Here is a 16084-nt window from a genome sequence, read left to right on the forward strand (position 1 = left end):
GAACCCAAACCATGAGCCTCGCACCGCCTGTTCGCGAAGAATACGAAGTCACGCTGGAGCCGTTCACTCAGGAAGATCTGGCCCGCGACCTGCCGCTGGCCCAGCGCATCTGGCAACTGAGCTGGGTACGCAAATGCGTGATCATGGTCGCCCTTGCCGTGCTCTGGGAGCTGGCCGCGCGCGTGCAGAACAACGATCTGCTGCTGCCGAGCTTTCTGCAAACGGCTGCCGCCTTTTATGACGGGCTGATTTCCGGCGAGCTGCCGGGCAAGGTCTGGATCTCCCTGACCGTACTGATCCAAGGCTATCTGATCGGTATTGTTCTGGCCTTCGCCCTGACCACCCTGGCAGTGTCCACCCAGCTGGGGCGCGACCTGCTTGGCACATTGACCGCCATGTTCAACCCGCTGCCTGCGATTGCGCTGCTGCCGCTGGCGTTGCTGTGGTTCGGGCTGGGCCAGAACAGCCTGATCTTCGTGCTGGTGCATTCGGTCCTGTGGGCACTGGCGCTCAATACCTACGCGGGCTTTCTGGGCGTCTCGGAAACCCAGCGCATGGCAGGACGCAATTATGGCCTCAAAGGCCTGCGCTTTGTCTGGCACATCCTGATCCCTGCTGCGCTGCCATCGATCCTCGCCGGTCTGAAAATCGGCTGGGCTTTTGCCTGGCGCACACTGATCGCTGCCGAGCTGGTGTTTGGTGCGTCATCCGGCAAGGGCGGTCTGGGCTGGTACATTTTCCAGAATCGTAACGAGCTGTATACCGACAAGGTCTTTGCCGGTCTCGCGGCGGTGATCCTTATCGGCCTGCTCGTCGAGAACCTGCTGTTTGCCAACATCGAGCGTCTGACCGTCAAGCGCTGGGGCATGCAGCGTTGAAGCGCCGTTACACAGTCTTTTATTGAAAAATCAGGGTAAGCACATATGAAAACTCGATTTCAACGCCCGACACTGACTGTGTTGGCGACCACGCTTGGCCTGTTCGGCGCACTGTTCGGCACGGGCGCACAGGCTGAAGGCAAGATCAGCATCGCTCAGCAATTCGGCATCGGCTATCTGATCCTCGACGTGGTGCGCGATCAGAAGCTGATCGAGAAGCACGGCAAGGAACAGGGCCTGGACATCAAGGTCGACTGGAACAGCATCTCCGGCGCGACCGCAATGAATGAGGCCCTGCTGGCCGGTGCGCTGGACGTGGTGTCGGCAGGCGTGCCGCCGATGCTGACCGTTTGGGACCGTACCAAGGGCAAGCAGAACGTCAAGGCCATTGCCTCGCTGGGCTCGATGCCCAATTACCTGCTGACGAACAACCCTGACGTGAAGACCATCAAGGACTTCACCGACAAGGACCGCATTGCCGTACCTGCCGCCGGTGTAGGCTTTCAGTCGCGTACGTTGCAGATCGAGACCGCCAAGGTATTCGGTAACGACAACTACAAGAAATTCGACAACATCTCGGTGAGCCTGGCGCACCCGGATGCCACTGCAGCATTGCTGGCGGGCGGCTCGGAAATCAACTCGCACTTCTCCAGCCCGCCTTTCCAGTATCAGGCGCTGGAAAACCCCAGCGTTCACAAGGTGCTCAGTTCCTATGACGTACTGGGTGGTCAGGCGACGTTCAACGTGCTCTATACCACCGAGAAGTTCCACGACGAAAACCCCAAGACCTACAAGGCGTTCTACGACGCGCTGGCCGAAGCCGAGAAGATCATCAAGGCCGACAAGCCCGCTGCCGCGCAGACATACATCCGCGTCGAGCAATCCAGACTGCCGTTGCCACTGGTAGAGAAAATCGTCGCCGACCCGGAAATCGACTTCACCGTCACGCCGCAGCGCACCTTCATCTACGCCGAGAAACTGCATGAGCTGGGCGTACTGAAAAACAAGGCCGCAAGCTGGAAGGATTATTTCTTCGAAGAAGCGCATGGCACTGAGGGTAGCTGATCGTCGCGGGTTGAGGATGACGCGGAGCGTCACGAACGGCATTCCCACGCAGCGTGAAGAACGATAGGCGTCCGGGAGATAAGTTATCGTTCCAACGCTCCGCGTAGGAATGCCGTTCTGGACGCTCTGCGTCCTCTTCTGAAAGAATCAGGTTACTTCCGCTCACGAAAAACCTGTCCTGCAGGACCTTTCTTTCGGCCCTTTCTCTTTCCTGCGTATGACCTTTCCTAGAAGATCCCGAGGCCTTGCGCCTGCCAAATCTGCACACTAGGCTGCGTCGGTCGCTGGGTTTTCAGCGACCGGGTTTAGCAGCCTGTTTGTGGATACAAGTGGCGCAAGTGCCGTTTATGGCGGCTTTGCGTGGGGCACCTTCGGGTGCGCCGGTTGCTTGCGCTTGTTCCACACCGGTCTGCTAACCCGCGTCAAAGTCGCCACCCTTGTTTGTTTGGCAGCAAGCATTCGGTGGCCTTTTCAGCTAAAGGAACAAGCGATGACCCCCAAACCCTTCATCCCTCGAAGACTCCCTGATACAGGTCAGCGAAATACTGAGCTGTGCTTCTGCCAGCGCTCATGAAACCGGTGACCGCCTCAATGGCCTGAAACGTGATCTGGCGTTCTCGGTGGTGCATCTGATCAATATGGCCAAGGCCAAGGCCAAGGCCGAGCTCGAGCGCTCGCTGGAATGCGTTCAGAGGCATTGAGGTTACCTAGCAATTCTACGAGTAGCTGATGCCTGCTTAACCCTTCATTGTGAGGGGCAGTGAGGCACGCCTTGCCTCATCCATCGCAACCGGTTACTCGTCATGCCTCAGTAAATCAGCCTGTGCCGATACAACTACGATGCGCTGGACCGTATCGCGACCCGTACCTCGCTCGCCGGTGCTATCGCTCGTGCAGCCCGTCAGTCTGGTGCGCTGCCGGGGTTCAATGGCGAGCTGCTTGATTCCATCACCGGCCACTACCTGTTGGGCAATGGCTATCGCGCCTATAACCCGGTGCTGATGCGCTTCAATAGTCCCGACAGCCTGAGCCCGTTCGGCAAGGGCGGGTTGAATGCGTATGCGTACTGTGCGGGGGAACCGGTCAATCGCAGCGATCCTGACGGGCGTGAGTTCATAGACGTATTGCTTACGTCGACCTACATCGCTGCGGGGCTTCTTAATGCAGGCATTGGCTTACTGCTGGCTCGGTCATCAGTTAAAGCAGTGCTCCGAGGGGTGAAAGTGAAGCCCACTCCGAATGCAACGTTTGATTTGGACGCCATTGCGACAGCGCCCCGGAGATCAGCCAATACTACCGAGAAGATTTCAGCAGCTGTTGCGGTAGGGGCGCTTACAGCCAGTGTGATATGGGCCTCTTCCTATATTGTCAGCAGGATTGATCCTGATTCAGAGGCAGCGCGTCCGTTGGCGGCGATTGCTGTCGCTATTTCCGTGCCGACCCTGGTTGCGCGCAGCGTGAATCTTGCTCGCACAGAGCTTGCCAAGCGCGCAGCACGCCGGGCCGTCAGTATCCGGGACAGTATTCAAATAACCCGGCTTTAAGAGATAGCATCGGGAGGGGCTCTTGAATGCCTAGTACGCTTGATAGTATTGGCTGCCATCCCGTTGTGCCACTCTGAGGTTCCCTGCAACAGGTAATGCCATGTTGCTCCAAACGGAATTCCGGTGTTAACACCATGGAGAGGTAATGAAATGAAGACGGCGGGATATATCAGCAAATTGCGCAGGCCGCACAGTGCCCGTATCAAGACGGTTGCGATGGTGACAGTGTTGTCAGCCTTGCTGGGGTGCCAGCCTCGCATGGTCGTCTCGACAGTACCTCTTGAAGTGCCACCGTCAGCCGGTAAAAGCGCTGCGCTGGAATTATGGAAAAGAGACAGCAATGCTCCTGGAGGGTGGGAAATGACATGCAGCCTTCCATGGAAGGAGCAACTTTTGCAAATGGGCAGCGACTACAGTTGTGGGAATGATAATGCTACTGCTTACAGGTTAAGTAACGTTTACCCTATAGACGGCAGGCCCACCGTCATCGGTTTTTATGACGATAAATGCGATGACGGTAATCGTTTTGATGACGATTTTTATAAATACAGATTGACCAAGTTTATAGAGAACTTCTGGCCTAACTCTCTGGCACCCGATCTTCCGTTGGGTGAAGTAACGGACGGGTTGGTCTATTTTGAGGGGAATTACGACAACGGTATTGATGGGAAATTATCCTGTGTGCAAGTCTACAAAGAATAGTGCTGAATAAATAATTGTGGAGGCAAGGGGCACGGCGTGCAGTTACCCATGTGCACCAGCGCCCCTTGCGCTTTTCAGTCGGCGTCTCTGAGGTACTACCGGATGGTAGTCCTCTCGTCAGACCACTCATTCCTGCTTTTTTGGTCAAAAAGCACGGCAGGTCTGGCCCACTTCGAGCGATTGCAGTGCAAAAGCTCTTCACCCAATGAACCCTCCCCCTCGCACAAAGTCGCATGCTCACGTTATTCTCTCGCCCTATCGCGCCCGCACCCGGCAGCCGCACAAGGAGTCTGCATGCCCGTTCTTCCTTCTGGACTGATTACACTCGGTCTCGCCGTTGCCCTGGCGGCGCTGGCGGGCTGTGGCGAGGAAAAACCGGCTGCCCCGGAGTTGCCGCGAGTCTATGTGCAAACGGTGAAAAGCGCTGACTTTGCTGCCAGCGTCGCCCTGACCGGTGATGTTCAGGCGCGGGTGCAGACCCGTCTTTCATTCCGGGTCAACGGCAAGATCATTCAGCGTAATGTCGATGTGGGTGACCGGGTCACTGCACGGCAGATTCTGGCCCGGCTCGACCCCAAGGACCTGCAGATCAATGTCGATTCGGCCGCCGCCTCCGTGGCCGCCGAGCAGGCCCGCGTGAGTCAGGCCCGCGCAGCGTTTGTCCGCCAGCAGAAACTGCTGCCCAAAGGCTACACCAGCCGCAGCGAATATGACTCTGCCCAGGCCGCCTTGCACGGCAGTGAAAGCTCGTTGAAGGCGGCACAGGCGCAGTTGGCCAATGCGCGTGAGCAGCTGGGTTATACCGCACTGGCCGCTGATGCGCCGGGTGTGATCACGGCGCGTCAGGCCGAAGTCGGGCAAGTGGTGCAGGCCACGGTGCCGATTTTCGATCTGGCGCGCGACGGTGATCGGGATGCCGTGTTCAATGTGTACGAATCGCTGTTCGTTCAGCCGCCGACCAATCAGCCCGTGCAGGTCACGCTCCTCGACAATCCGGCTATCAAAGTCAGCGGCAAGGTGCGTGAAGTGACCCCGGCGGTGTCGGCGCAAACCGGCACCTTGCAGGTCAAGATCGCGCTCGACCCGTTGCCCGATGGCATGGACCTCGGCTCGGTGGTCAGCGTAGCGCTGAGCGCTCCGGCCAATGCCAGCGTCGAACTGCCTTGGGCGGCACTGACCAAGGACCTTGGCGAGCAGTTGGGCAAGCCCGCCGTGTGGGTGGTCGACGAGCAGGGCAAGGTCAACTTGCGCAAAGTTACCGTCACCCGTTACCTGACCTCTAAAGTCATCATCGGCGCCGGGCTAAAAAGTGGAGAGAAAGTCGTGGTGGCAGGTGGACAATTGCTACACCCGGACATGCAGGTCGAGATTGCCGAGCAACCCGGACAACAGAATGCGCAGGTGCAGCCATGAATCGCCTGTCATTCCTGTTGCTGGGCTGCCTGCTGTCGAGCGGCTTTCTGTTGAGTGGCTGTGGCAAGGACGAAACCCCTCCAGAGCCGGTACGACCGGTCGTCTTCATTGACGTCCGACCTGAATCCGTTCAGGACTTCGGACGCTTCGCAGGCAATATCCAGGCGCGCTATCAAAGTGTGCTGGGCTTTCGTGTGGCGGGTCGTATTGCCCGGCGCAACGTCGACGTCGGCAGTGAAGTAAAAAAAGGCGATTTGCTTGCGACCCTTGATCCGACCGACCAGCAGAACACCGTGCGTGCCCGCCAGGGCGATCTGGCCAATGTACAGGCGCAGTGGATCAACGCCCAGGCCAATGCCCGTCGTCAGCAGGAGCTGTTCGACCGCGGCGTCGGTGCCCAGGCGCAACTGGACATCGCGCTGACCGACCTGAAGACCGCCAATTCGTCACTGGAGCAGGCCAGGGCGGCCGCGCAACAGGCGCGCGATCAGTTGAGCTACAGCGAGCTGCGCAGTGATCACGATGCCGTGGTCACCGAATGGAAAGTCGAAGCCGGGCAAGTTGTGACTGCCGGGCAGGAAGTCGTGACCCTGGCGCGGCCGGACATCAAGGAAGCGGTGATCGACCTGCCCGATACCCTGGCCGACCAATTGCCGTCCGACGTGGTATTCACCGTCGCCAGTCAGCTGCACCCGGAAGTCAACACCACGGCGATCATCCGTGAAATCGAACCCCAGGCCGACCGCACCACGCGTACTCGCCGTGCGCGTCTGTCGCTGGCAGAAACCCCCGCAGCGTTCCGACTGGGCACGGCCATCAGTGTGACGCTCAGCTCGACCATCACGCCGCGCATGCGTCTGCCGATCAATGCCCTGCAGGAAGTCGATGGCAAACGCCAGATCTGGATCGTCGATCCGCAGAGTCAGACGGTCAACCCCAGAGCCGTCAATATTGCCAGCCGTGACAGCGACTCCTTCGTGCTGACCGATGGCGTCAAACCGGGTGAAAAAGTGGTAAGCGCGGGCGTCAACAGCCTCAAGCCGGGTCAGAAAGTCAAAGTCGATGAGGAAAGCCCGCGATGAAAGGGAATTTCAATTTATCCGAGTGGGCCATCAAGCATCAGTCGTTCGTCTGGTACCTGATGTTCGTCGCGCTGTTGATGGGCGTGTTTTCCTACATGAAGCTGGGGCGCGAGGAAGACCCGTCCTTCACCATCAAGACCATGATTATCCAGACTCGCTGGCCCGGCGCGACCGTGGACGAGACGCTGAAGCAGGTCACTGACCGCATCGAGAAGAAGCTCGAAGAACTGGACTCGCTGGATTACGTGAAGAGCTACACCCGACCGGGCGAGTCCACGGTCTTCGTGTACCTGCGTGACACCACCAGCGCCAAGGCGATACCGGAGATCTGGTATCAGGTGCGCAAGAAGGTCGATGACATTCGTGGCCAGTTCCCGCAGGGGCTGCAAGGCCCGTCGTTCAACGACGAGTTCGGCGATGTGTACGGCTCGATCTATGCGTTTACCGCAGACGGTTTCTCGATGCGTCAGTTGCGTGACTACGTCGAGAAGGTTCGCGCCGACATCCGCGAAGTGCCCGGTCTGGGCAAGGTCGAGATGATCGGTCAGCAGGATGAAGTGCTGTACCTGAACTTCTCGACCCGCAAACTCGCTGCATTGGGCATCGACCAGAGCCAGGTGGTGCAAAGCCTGCAATCACAGAACGCGGTGACGCCTGCCGGGGTGATCGAAGCCGGGCCGGAGCGTATCTCGGTGCGTACCTCCGGCCAGTTCGCGTCCGAAAAGGATCTGGCTGCAGTCAATCTGCGCATCAATGACCGTTTTTACCGTCTGAGCGACATTGCTGACATAACCCGTGGCTACACCGATCCGCCCAAACCGCTGTTCCGCTTCGATGGCAAACCGGCGATCGGTCTGGCCATCGCAATGCAGAAGGGCGGCAACATCCAGTCGTTCGGCAAGGCGCTGCATGAGCGTATGGACGCCACAACGGCGGAGCTGCCAGTCGGCATTGGCGTGCACAAGGTGTCGGATCAGGCCGAGGTGGTGAACAAGGCTGTGGGCGGCTTCACCAGCGCGTTGTTCGAGGCGGTAATCATCGTGCTGTTGGTCAGCTTCGTCAGCCTCGGGTTTCGCGCAGGACTGGTGGTCGCGTGTTCGATTCCGCTGGTGCTGGCGATGGTGTTCGTGTTCATGGAATACAGCGGCATCACCATGCAACGGATCTCCCTTGGCGCGCTGATCATTGCCCTCGGCCTGCTGGTGGATGACGCCATGATTACCGTGGAAATGATGGTCACACGGTTGGAAATGGGGGAATCCAAGGAGCAGGCCGCGACTTACGCCTACACCTCGACAGCGTTCCCGATGCTCACCGGTACGCTGGTGACTGTGGCCGGCTTTGTGCCGATCGGCCTGAACAACAGCTCGGCGGGGGAATACACATTCACGCTGTTTGCCGTGATTGCTGTGGCGATGCTGGTCTCGTGGCTGGTTGCCGTGCTGTTTGCACCGGTGATCGGCGTGCATATTCTGAGCGCCAACATCAAGCCGAAATCCGAAGAGCCCGGCCGCATAGGCCGGGCATTCAACGGCAGCATGCTCTGGGCCATGCGTCATCGCTGGCTGGCGATTGGCATCACGATAGGGTTGTTCGCTGCGTCGCTGTTCTCCATGCAGTTCGTGCAGAACCAGTTCTTCCCGTCGTCGGACCGCCCGGAAATTCTGGTCGATCTGAACCTGCCGCAGAACGCCTCGATCAACGAGACGCGCAAGGTGGTGGATCGTTTTGAAGCGAGCCTCAAGGACGATCCGGACATCGAGCGCTGGAGCACCTATATCGGCAAGGGCGCGTTGCGTTTCTACCTGCCTCTCGATCAGCAGCTGGAAAATCCGTTCTACGCCCAGTTGGTGATTGTCAGCAAAGGCCTGGAAGAGCGTGGCGCGTTGACTGCCCGCCTGCAAAAACGCCTGCGTGATGACTTCGTCGGCATCGGGTCGTATGTGCAGGCGCTGGAGATGGGCCCTCCGGTGGGTCGTCCGTTGCAGTATCGCGTCAGCGGCGAGAACATCGACAAGGTGCGTCAGCACGCCATTGAGCTGGCAACGCTGCTCGATCAGAACACGCATGTGGGCGAGGTGATCTACGACTGGAACGAGCCAGGCAAGGTGCTGCGCATTGACATCAATCAGGACAAGGCGCGGCAGTTGGGTCTGTCGTCCGAAGACGTTGCCAAGCTGATGAACAGCGTGGTCAGCGGTTCTACCGTGACCCAGGTGCGTGACGATATCTATCTGATCAACGTAATCGGACGTGCCGAAGATGCCGAGCGCGGTACACCGGAAACCCTGCAGAACCTGCAAATCGTGACGCCGAGCGGTACGTCCATTCCGTTGCTGGCCTTTGCCACCGTCGGTTATGAGCTGGAGCAGCCGCTGGTCTGGCGTCGCGATCGCCAGCCGACCATTACCGTGAAAGGTGCGGTGCGAGACGCGATTCAGCCGACCGATCTGGTCAAACAGTTGCAACCGGAAATCGACAAGTTTGCCGCTGGCCTGCCGGTTGGCTACAAGGTTGCGACCGGCGGCACGGTCGAGGAAAGCAGCAAGGCGCAAGGGCCGATTGCCAGCGTTGCGCCGCTGATGCTGTTCCTCATGGCAACGTTCCTGATGATCCAGCTGCACAGCGTGCAGAAGATGTTTCTGGTGGCCAGTGTCGCGCCACTGGGCCTGATCGGTGTGGTGCTGGCGCTTATCCCGACCGGCACGCCACTGGGTTTCGTGGCTATTCTCGGGGTGCTGGCGCTGATTGGTATCATCATCCGCAACTCGGTCATTCTGGTGACCCAGATCGACGCCTACGAGCGCAGTGGCTACCTGCCCTGGGACGCGGTGGTCGAAGCCACCGAGCATCGCCGCCGGCCGATTCTGTTGACGGCGGCAGCGGCCAGTCTGGGCATGATCCCTATCGCTCGGGAAGTGTTCTGGGGGCCGATGGCCTACGCCATGATCGGCGGCATCATCATCGCCACCCTGCTGACGTTGCTGTTCCTGCCCGCGTTGTATGTGGCCTGGTATCGCATCAAGGAACCCACCGACGAACAGCGTCAGGAAGCGGCGGACAAGGACGAGGGTGAACACGCGCAGCCAGCGCATTGATGTGCGTTGGAGCGAGACGCACTCTCCAACGCTCAGCGTTATATGCAAGCTCTGAAACGCCCGCAAGATGGGGCTTTCAGGCTTCTGCCCGCAGGGCGTGGGAGCGACCGGGGCGGCGATCCGCATTATTCGCGAAGACGATGTTTTAGGCGCTGCATTTTCGGCGGCTATACCAACCCTTTCGCGAACAAGCGAAGCGTCGCCCGGTCCGCTCCCACGGCCTTCGGCCAGAGTCAAAAACAGACTTGTGTATGACACGGAGCACGAAAGGCAGTCTACCGCCGCCAGACACTCGCCAGCCAAGGCTGCTGATCCCTCGGCAGCCCGGCGGGACGGTAGTAGTGCTCCAGTTCGGTAAACCCTGCTTCGGTCAGCAGTTCGCGCCATGTTTCGAGGTCGTGATATGCGCCATAACGTTCGCCGTTCCAGCCTTCCTGATTCTCACCACGCGGGTTGGAACTGAACAGTACGCCGCCCGGTTTGAGCGTGGCATGCAGCTGACGCAGTACACGTGGCAGTTCCTGCCTGGGGACGTGGAACAGCACCGCATTGGCGAAGATGCCATCGAAACGGCCTTGCGGCAGGTCAAGTTCAAGGAAGTTCTGCTGCAACACTTCGCAACCGGTCTCGGTGCGGGCCATTTCGGCGAAACGTTCGGAGCCGTCGAGCCCGACTGCGACATGTCCCATTGCCGTGAACGTTTTCAGATCTCGCCCCGGCCCACAGCCGAAGTCGAGAATCTGCCACGGTCCCGGGCCTTCGATGTGGCGCAGCAATGCATCGATATTCTGGCTTACATCGTGATCGCGGGTGCCTTCGCGGAAGTCGTCGGCCACACGGTTGTAATGACTGACGGTGGTCGAGGTAATCTGCGCAAGGGTCTGAGGGTCGAGCGTCATAAAGGGCGGTCCGGCAAAGGAAGACCGCCAATATACCCCCGCTGCGCTGTCGCTGCTCAGCGCCTGTCGAAGCTGCGTGCCAATCGGTCGCCGCCCAGCTGTACCAGCGCCACTATGGCCACCAGCAAGACAATCACAGTGAGCATCACCTGCGTGTCGAAGCGCTGATAGCCATAGCGATAGGCGATATCGCCCAGCCCGCCTGCGCCGATGGCACCGGCCATGGCCGACGAGTTGATCATCGTCACCAGCGTGATGGTGAAGCCGCCGACGATGCCCGGACGCGCTTCCGGCAGCAGCACATGCCAGATGATATGCCAGCGGCGACAGCCCATCGCTTGCGCCGCCTCGACCAGACCATGATCGACCTCACGCAGGCTGACTTCGGCGATTCGTGCAAAGAACGGCGTGGCCGCGATGGTCAGGGGCACAACGGCTGCCCACACCCCGTATGTAGTGCCGACGATCATCCGTGTGAAGGGGATCAGCGCAACCATCAGGATCAGAAAGGGAATCGAGCGAAACAGGTTCACGAAGGCACCCAGCACCCGGTTGATCCCCGGTGCTTCGTAGATGCCGCCTTTGGAACTGGTGACCAGAATCACCGCCAGCGGGATGCCCAGCAGCAACGCGATCAACGACGACACGCCGACCATCAGAAAGGTGTCTAGGGTGCCTTGCAGCAAACGATCAACCCACATAACCCAGTACCTCCGCGCGGGGTGCCAATTGACGGGCACGTGCCAGCAACTCGGCGCATGCATAGGGTGATCCGGTGATCGACAGGACCAGATGGCCGACAGCCCGGTCCTGAATCCGCTCGACCCCGCCTTGCAGCAATTGCACTTTGCCGCCCAGCGCCGTAAACAGCGCTGCCAGGTCCGGTCCCTGGTCACTCACACCGGTAAAATGCACATCCAGCAACAGGGCCGCGTCTGGCCGTTGCGGTTGATCGTTCAGACGCTCTGCCCATTCCTTGGGCAACCCGGTTTGCAGCGGTGCCAGCAAGGTTTTGCTGACCTCATGCTGCGGGTCGCCAAACACTTGCCAGACCGGCCCTTGCTCGACTATCCGGCCTTGTTCCAGCACCACCACGCGGTGGCAGATATCACGGATTACCGCCATTTCATGGGTGATCAGCACAATGGTCAGGCCCAGGCGCTGATTGATCTCGCGCAGAAGGCCGAGGATCGACTGAGTGGTTTCCGGGTCCAGCGCCGAAGTGGCCTCGTCGCACAGCAGGATCGCCGGGTCGTGCACCAGTGCGCGAGCGATGCCGACACGCTGTTTCTGCCCGCCGGACAGTTGCGCGGGGTATACGTTGTGCTTGTCCTGCAAACCCACCAGGTCCAGCAACTGCGCGACCTTGCGCTGACGCTGCTCCCTGGGTATACCAGCCACCTTGAGCGGCAGCTCGACGTTCTGCCACACGGTCTTGGCCGACATCAGGTTGAAGTGCTGAAAGATCATACCGATGCGTCGGCGCAGCTCCACCAGCTTGTCTTCGTCGAACTCACCGATGTCTACCTGATCGATCAGCACCCGGCCGCTGCTGGGCTGTTCCAGGCGGTTGATGGTGCGGATCAGCGATGATTTGCCGGCACCGCTGCGCCCGATGATGCCGAAGATCTCGCCGCGCTGGACAGCCAGGTCGATATTGCCCAGCGCCTCGACCGGACCTTGCTGGCCGTCATAGGTCTTGCCCAGGTTGATGAAGCGCACATGAGCGCGGTTCAGCTCCGGATGCAGTTCGGCCTGTTGCGCCAGTTGCCCTGCGCCCGGCGTGTCGAGTGGCCGTTGGCGTTGCGCGGTTGCGGTCATTCTTTCCATCCCGCCTGATAAAGCTTGCCGTTGACCTTGTCGAGTGAGGCGCGAACGACAGGCGAGTGCTGGTAGATGTCGACGAATTTCGCCAGTCGCGGGTCATCCTTGTGATCCGGTCTGATCACGAACTGAATGACGTATTCCGGATGGTCCAGACCGTCGAACAGGATGGCCGAATCGGCCGCAAAGGTCTTGGCCAGGCGGATGTAAGCGGGGTAGCCCTGCACCAGATCGGCATCATCGTAGGCACGCACCAGCTGCACGGCCTCGACCTGGATGATTTTGAGCTTTTTAGGGTTGGCGGTGATGTCTTCTTCGGTCGCCTTGTAGCCGATGCCCTCCTTGAGGCTGATCAGCCCGGCCTTGGCCAGCAGTTGCAGGCCGCGTCCACTGTTGATCGGGTCGTTGGCGATGGCCACGGTTGCGCCAGTCGGCAGCGCATCGAAGCTCTTGTACTTTTTCGAGTACAGACCAACGTTGTTGATGATCCCCGGCGCGTAGGGCACCAGCCCGAAACCCGCGGCTTCATTGGCATTGTTCAAAAACGGGACGTGCTGAAAGTAGTTCACGTCGATGTCGCCCGCAGCGAGGGTGACGTTGGGGGCGATCCAGTCGGTGAACTCGACCAGCTCGACTTTCAGGCCCTGCTTGCCAGCCTCTTCGACAGCGGCTTCGAGCGGTATGGCGAAAGCTGCCGTGGTGCCGACTTTCAACGGTTTGTCGTCGGCGTGGGCGGTCAGGGTCAACAGGCCGAGGGCCAGTGCAGCGAGGGTTTTGCTCATGATGCGGTCCTTTGAAATCCCTAAGTCTCGTCCCCACGCCCTGAGCTCATCCTTATACACAGACCTGTTTTTGATTCTGGCCGAAGGCCGTGGGAGCGAACTTGTTCGCGAAAGGGCCGGTATATTCTCCGAAAGTAAATCGTCTGAATCACCGTCTTCGCGGACAAGTCCGCTCCCACAAAATCTGTGTATAACGCTGAGCGCTTCAGCGTGGGCGCGCATGTCGTAATCAAATACTTCGGTGTGTTGCCCCCGCATGCCGTTCCGGCAAGCGATCCGTACCCTCTGGAAACAGCTTTCTGCGCAAGGTGCCGTCTTCGTAAGCGGTCTTGTAGGACCCGCGGCGTTGCAGCTCCGGGATCACCAGGTTGATGAAGTCCTCGTAACTCTCCGGCGTGACGATGCGGGTCAGGTTAAAGCCGTCCAGGCCGGTTTCCTCGATCCACGATTCCAGCTCATCGGCGACCTGCTCAGGCGAGCCGACCAGCGTGATATAACGGCCGCCCAACGCGTGCTGATCGAGCAGTTTCCGGCGCGTCCAGTCGTTGTTCTTCAGGTTTTTGGTCGCGGACTGAATGGCGTTGCTCTTCACGTACTGAATGGGCTCGTCCAGTTCGTATTCCGAAAAATCGATCCCGGTCGACGCTGCAAAGTGCGCCACGCCTGCTTCGGCGCTGGCATGACGGCGGTATTCGGCGTACTTCTCGCGAGCCTGCGCCTCGCTGGCGGCAACGATCACGTTGAGGCCCATGAACACCTTGATGTCCTTCGCGTTGCGTCCGGCCTTCACTGCGCTGGCGCGCACCTTGTCGACCTGCTCGCGGGTTGCAGCTTTGTTCTGGCCGCTGATGAACACGCATTCCGCGTTCTGTCCGGCAAACTGCAGACCACGCTCCGAACTGCCGGCCTGAAACAGCACCGGGGTGCGTTGCGGCGACGGTTCGCACAGGTGATAACCCTCGACCTGATAGAACTCGCCTTTATGCCGTACCTTGTGGACTTTGCCCGGCTGGGCATAGACACGCTGCTCGCGGTCGTTGATGACTGCGTCGTCTTCCCAGCTACCTTCCCAGAGCTTGTACAGCACCTCCAGGTACTCGTCCGCCTGATCGTAACGGCGGTCGTGCTCGTTCTGCTCGCTCAGCCCCATCGCCCGCGCCGCACTGTCGAGGTAGCCGGTGACAATGTTCCAGCCCACCCGGCCACGGCTCAGATGATCCAGCGTCGACATGCGCCTGGCGAACAGATAGGGCGCGTCGTAGGTCAGGTTGGCGGTCAGGCCGAAGCCCAGGTGTTTCGTCACGCCAGCCATGGCCGAGACCAGCAGCAGCGGGTCGTTGACCGGTAACTGGATAGCTTCCTTCAGGGTCACGTCGACCGAGTTCTGGTAGACGTCGTACACCCCCACGATATCGGCAATGAACAGCCCGTCAAACAATCCGCGTTCCAGCAGCCTGGCCAGGTCGGTCCAGTATTCCAGGCTGTTGAAGTGTGTGGAGGTGTCACGCGGATGTGTCCACAGGCCATGATTGATATGGCCAATGCAGTTCATGTTGAACGCATTGAGAAGGATCTTCTTGCGTGCCATCAGATCGTCCCCCGCAACGGAGGATTGGTGTCGTTTAGGTAGTAATTGCCGATGGCGTGAAACTTCCAGCGCACCGGATCGTGCAGGGTATGAACGCGGGCATTGCGCCAGTGGCGATCCAGGCCGTGCTCGGCCAGAGTCGATTGGCTGCCGGCCAGCTCGAATAGCGTGCTGCCGGCCGCCAGGGAAATCTCCGTGCTGATGGCGCGGGCTTCGGCAACGGCTATCGAGGCAGCGGCCACGGTCCGGGCATTGCTGTCTGCCTGAGCAATGTCGAGAAACTCCCCGGCCCGCTCCAGCAGCGCCTCGGCGGCGTGCAGGCGAATACCGAGTTTGCCAAAGCTGTGCAGCGTCAGTGGGTCATCCACGGCCTTTTCGATACCCGAATCGATCCATGGTCGGGTGCGCTTCTGTACGAACGTCAGGGCGTCCTCGAAGGCTGCTCGGGCGATGCCGGTATCGATCGCTGCATGGAGAATCTGCGCCAGCGGGCCGACCGTAGTGGGGCGCTCGAAAGCGCTTTGAAACGGCACGATGTCGTTCGCGCTGACGTACACATTGTCGAACACTACCGAGCCGCTGCCCGTAGTGCGTTGCCCGAAACCGCTCCAGTCGTCGATGACGGTCAGCCCCTCGCTGTCGTGCGCGGCGAAAACCAATTGCTGCACGCCCTCGTCGTCGATGACCGAGGTGGGAATACGTTGCGCATACAGCGCCCCGGTGGCGTAGAACTTGCGGCCGTTGATGCGATAACCGTCACCGTCGCGGGTCAGGCGAGTGGTGCGGTCATGTGCGGTCCGGGTTCCCAGCTCGGCCAGCGCATTGCCGAACCGCACGCCAGCCAGTGCCTCGGCATACAGCCGCACCTGCTGTTGTGGATTGCCGTTCACGCGCAGCACTTCAAGGGCATAGAAATGGTTCTGCGGGATCTGCCCCAGAGAACCATCGGCTTCGGAAATCAGCTGGATCACCCTGGCCAGCGTCACGTTTGAGACACCCGCGCCGCCGAAGGCCTTAGGGACACTGATGCCCCACAGGCCGGACTGGCTGAACAGGTCGAGTTCGGCATGGGGCAGGCGGCGCTCGCGGTCGCGTTGCGCGCTGTCGGTCTTGAAGTGCGAGGCCAGTTCGCGGGCGGTTTGCAGGGCTTGAGCGTCACTGGTGATCAGCGCTGCGTTGTCGCGCGCTTGTGGGTTGAAACTCATGAAA

General features: G+C 59.8%; 14 protein-coding genes. 8 read left to right on the forward strand and 6 right to left on the reverse strand.

Annotated features, from left to right (window positions below; all coding sequences use genetic code 11):
• Positions 1–11 precede the first annotated feature (11 nt).
• The 8 genes from MME58_RS01310 to MME58_RS01345 all read left to right on the forward strand — a co-directional run bounded on the left by MME58_RS01310 (position 12) and on the right by MME58_RS01345 (position 9782).
• Positions 12–878 (forward strand): ABC transporter permease, encoded by an 867-nt coding sequence (locus tag MME58_RS01310; protein WP_055005576.1) that lies wholly within the window; start codon positions 12–14, stop codon positions 876–878.
• A gap of 45 nt (positions 879–923) precedes the next feature.
• Positions 924–1943: an ABC transporter substrate-binding protein gene (locus MME58_RS01315; protein ID WP_055005575.1), complete on the forward strand. Its 1020-nt coding sequence runs from the start codon at positions 924–926 to the stop codon at positions 1941–1943.
• 524 nt (positions 1944–2467) lie between these two features.
• Positions 2468–2644, forward strand: a complete 177-nt coding sequence (locus tag MME58_RS27645; protein WP_122239261.1) for a DUF6124 family protein — start codon at positions 2468–2470, stop codon at positions 2642–2644.
• A gap of 264 nt (positions 2645–2908) precedes the next feature.
• Positions 2909–3487, forward strand: a complete 579-nt coding sequence (locus MME58_RS01325) for an RHS repeat-associated core domain-containing protein (protein ID WP_233590990.1) — start codon at positions 2909–2911, stop codon at positions 3485–3487.
• Between the two features lie 150 nt (positions 3488–3637).
• Positions 3638–4189 carry a hypothetical protein gene (locus MME58_RS01330; protein WP_055005573.1) on the forward strand — a complete coding sequence of 184 codons (552 nt, stop codon included), beginning with the start codon at positions 3638–3640 and terminating at the stop codon, positions 4187–4189.
• A gap of 294 nt (positions 4190–4483) precedes the next feature.
• Positions 4484–5602, forward strand: coding sequence for an efflux RND transporter periplasmic adaptor subunit (locus MME58_RS01335; protein ID WP_054985502.1), 1119 nt, complete (start codon positions 4484–4486; stop codon positions 5600–5602).
• Positions 5599–6684: an efflux RND transporter periplasmic adaptor subunit gene (locus MME58_RS01340; RefSeq protein ID WP_055005572.1), complete on the forward strand. Its 1086-nt coding sequence runs from the start codon at positions 5599–5601 to the stop codon at positions 6682–6684. Before MME58_RS01335 ends, MME58_RS01340 begins: the two co-directional genes overlap by 4 nt.
• Positions 6681–9782 (forward strand): efflux RND transporter permease subunit, encoded by a 3102-nt coding sequence (locus tag MME58_RS01345; protein ID WP_055005571.1) that lies wholly within the window; start codon positions 6681–6683, stop codon positions 9780–9782. The genes MME58_RS01340 and MME58_RS01345 overlap by 4 nt, the downstream gene beginning before the upstream one ends.
• Before the next feature lie 275 nt (positions 9783–10057).
• Here MME58_RS01345 and MME58_RS01350 read toward each other — a convergent pair whose 3' ends face one another.
• The 6 genes from MME58_RS01350 to MME58_RS01375 all read right to left on the reverse strand — a co-directional run bounded on the left by MME58_RS01350 (position 10058) and on the right by MME58_RS01375 (position 16080).
• A complete protein-coding gene (locus MME58_RS01350) occupies positions 10058–10681 on the reverse strand; it encodes a class I SAM-dependent methyltransferase (RefSeq protein ID WP_055005570.1) in 624 nt (207 codons plus the stop codon).
• A 56-nt stretch (positions 10682–10737) separates the two neighbouring features.
• The gene (locus tag MME58_RS01355; protein WP_055005569.1) at positions 10738–11382 is read right to left on the reverse strand and encodes a methionine ABC transporter permease; all 645 of its coding nucleotides are present in this window, start codon (positions 11380–11382) and stop codon (positions 10738–10740) included.
• Positions 11372–12502 carry a methionine ABC transporter ATP-binding protein gene (locus MME58_RS01360; RefSeq protein WP_055005568.1) on the reverse strand — a complete coding sequence of 377 codons (1131 nt, stop codon included), beginning with the start codon at positions 12500–12502 and terminating at the stop codon, positions 11372–11374. Before MME58_RS01360 ends, MME58_RS01355 begins: the two co-directional genes overlap by 11 nt.
• The gene (locus tag MME58_RS01365) at positions 12499–13287 is read right to left on the reverse strand and encodes a MetQ/NlpA family ABC transporter substrate-binding protein (protein WP_055005567.1); all 789 of its coding nucleotides are present in this window, start codon (positions 13285–13287) and stop codon (positions 12499–12501) included. Before MME58_RS01365 ends, MME58_RS01360 begins: the two co-directional genes overlap by 4 nt.
• A gap of 229 nt (positions 13288–13516) precedes the next feature.
• On the reverse strand, positions 13517–14875 hold the full coding sequence (locus MME58_RS01370; protein WP_055005566.1) for an LLM class flavin-dependent oxidoreductase: 1359 nt from the start codon (positions 14873–14875) through the stop codon (positions 13517–13519).
• Positions 14875–16080, reverse strand: a complete 1206-nt coding sequence (locus MME58_RS01375; protein WP_055005565.1) for an SfnB family sulfur acquisition oxidoreductase — start codon at positions 16078–16080, stop codon at positions 14875–14877. The genes MME58_RS01370 and MME58_RS01375 overlap by 1 nt, the downstream gene beginning before the upstream one ends.
• Positions 16081–16084 lie beyond the last annotated feature (4 nt).

The sequence above is a fragment of the Pseudomonas syringae pv. tagetis genome, from assembly GCF_022557255.1.
Lineage (GTDB): Bacteria > Pseudomonadota > Gammaproteobacteria > Pseudomonadales > Pseudomonadaceae > Aquipseudomonas > Aquipseudomonas caricapapayae.

Excerpts from the sequence above, each read along its gene's own strand:
- MME58_RS01330 (WP_055005573.1), top strand. The coding sequence starts at position 3,638 with ATGAAGACGGCGGGATATATCAGCAAATTGCGCAGGCCGCACAGTGCC.
- MME58_RS01315 (WP_055005575.1), top strand. The coding sequence starts at position 924 with ATGAAAACTCGATTTCAACGCCCGACACTGACTGTGTTGGCGACCACG.
- MME58_RS01310 (WP_055005576.1), top strand. The coding sequence starts at position 12 with ATGAGCCTCGCACCGCCTGTTCGCGAAGAATACGAAGTCACGCTGGAG.
- MME58_RS01340 (WP_055005572.1), top strand. The coding sequence starts at position 5,599 with ATGAATCGCCTGTCATTCCTGTTGCTGGGCTGCCTGCTGTCGAGCGGC.
- MME58_RS01350 (WP_055005570.1), bottom strand. The coding sequence starts at position 10,681 with ATGACGCTCGACCCTCAGACCCTTGCGCAGATTACCTCGACCACCGTC.
- MME58_RS01365 (WP_055005567.1), bottom strand. The coding sequence starts at position 13,287 with ATGAGCAAAACCCTCGCTGCACTGGCCCTCGGCCTGTTGACCCTGACC.
- MME58_RS01345 (WP_055005571.1), top strand. The coding sequence starts at position 6,681 with ATGAAAGGGAATTTCAATTTATCCGAGTGGGCCATCAAGCATCAGTCG.
- MME58_RS01355 (WP_055005569.1), bottom strand. The coding sequence starts at position 11,382 with ATGTGGGTTGATCGTTTGCTGCAAGGCACCCTAGACACCTTTCTGATG.
- MME58_RS01335 (WP_054985502.1), top strand. The coding sequence starts at position 4,484 with ATGCCCGTTCTTCCTTCTGGACTGATTACACTCGGTCTCGCCGTTGCC.
- MME58_RS01370 (WP_055005566.1), bottom strand. The coding sequence starts at position 14,875 with ATGGCACGCAAGAAGATCCTTCTCAATGCGTTCAACATGAACTGCATT.
- MME58_RS01360 (WP_055005568.1), bottom strand. The coding sequence starts at position 12,502 with ATGACCGCAACCGCGCAACGCCAACGGCCACTCGACACGCCGGGCGCA.
- MME58_RS01375 (WP_055005565.1), bottom strand. The coding sequence starts at position 16,080 with ATGAGTTTCAACCCACAAGCGCGCGACAACGCAGCGCTGATCACCAGT.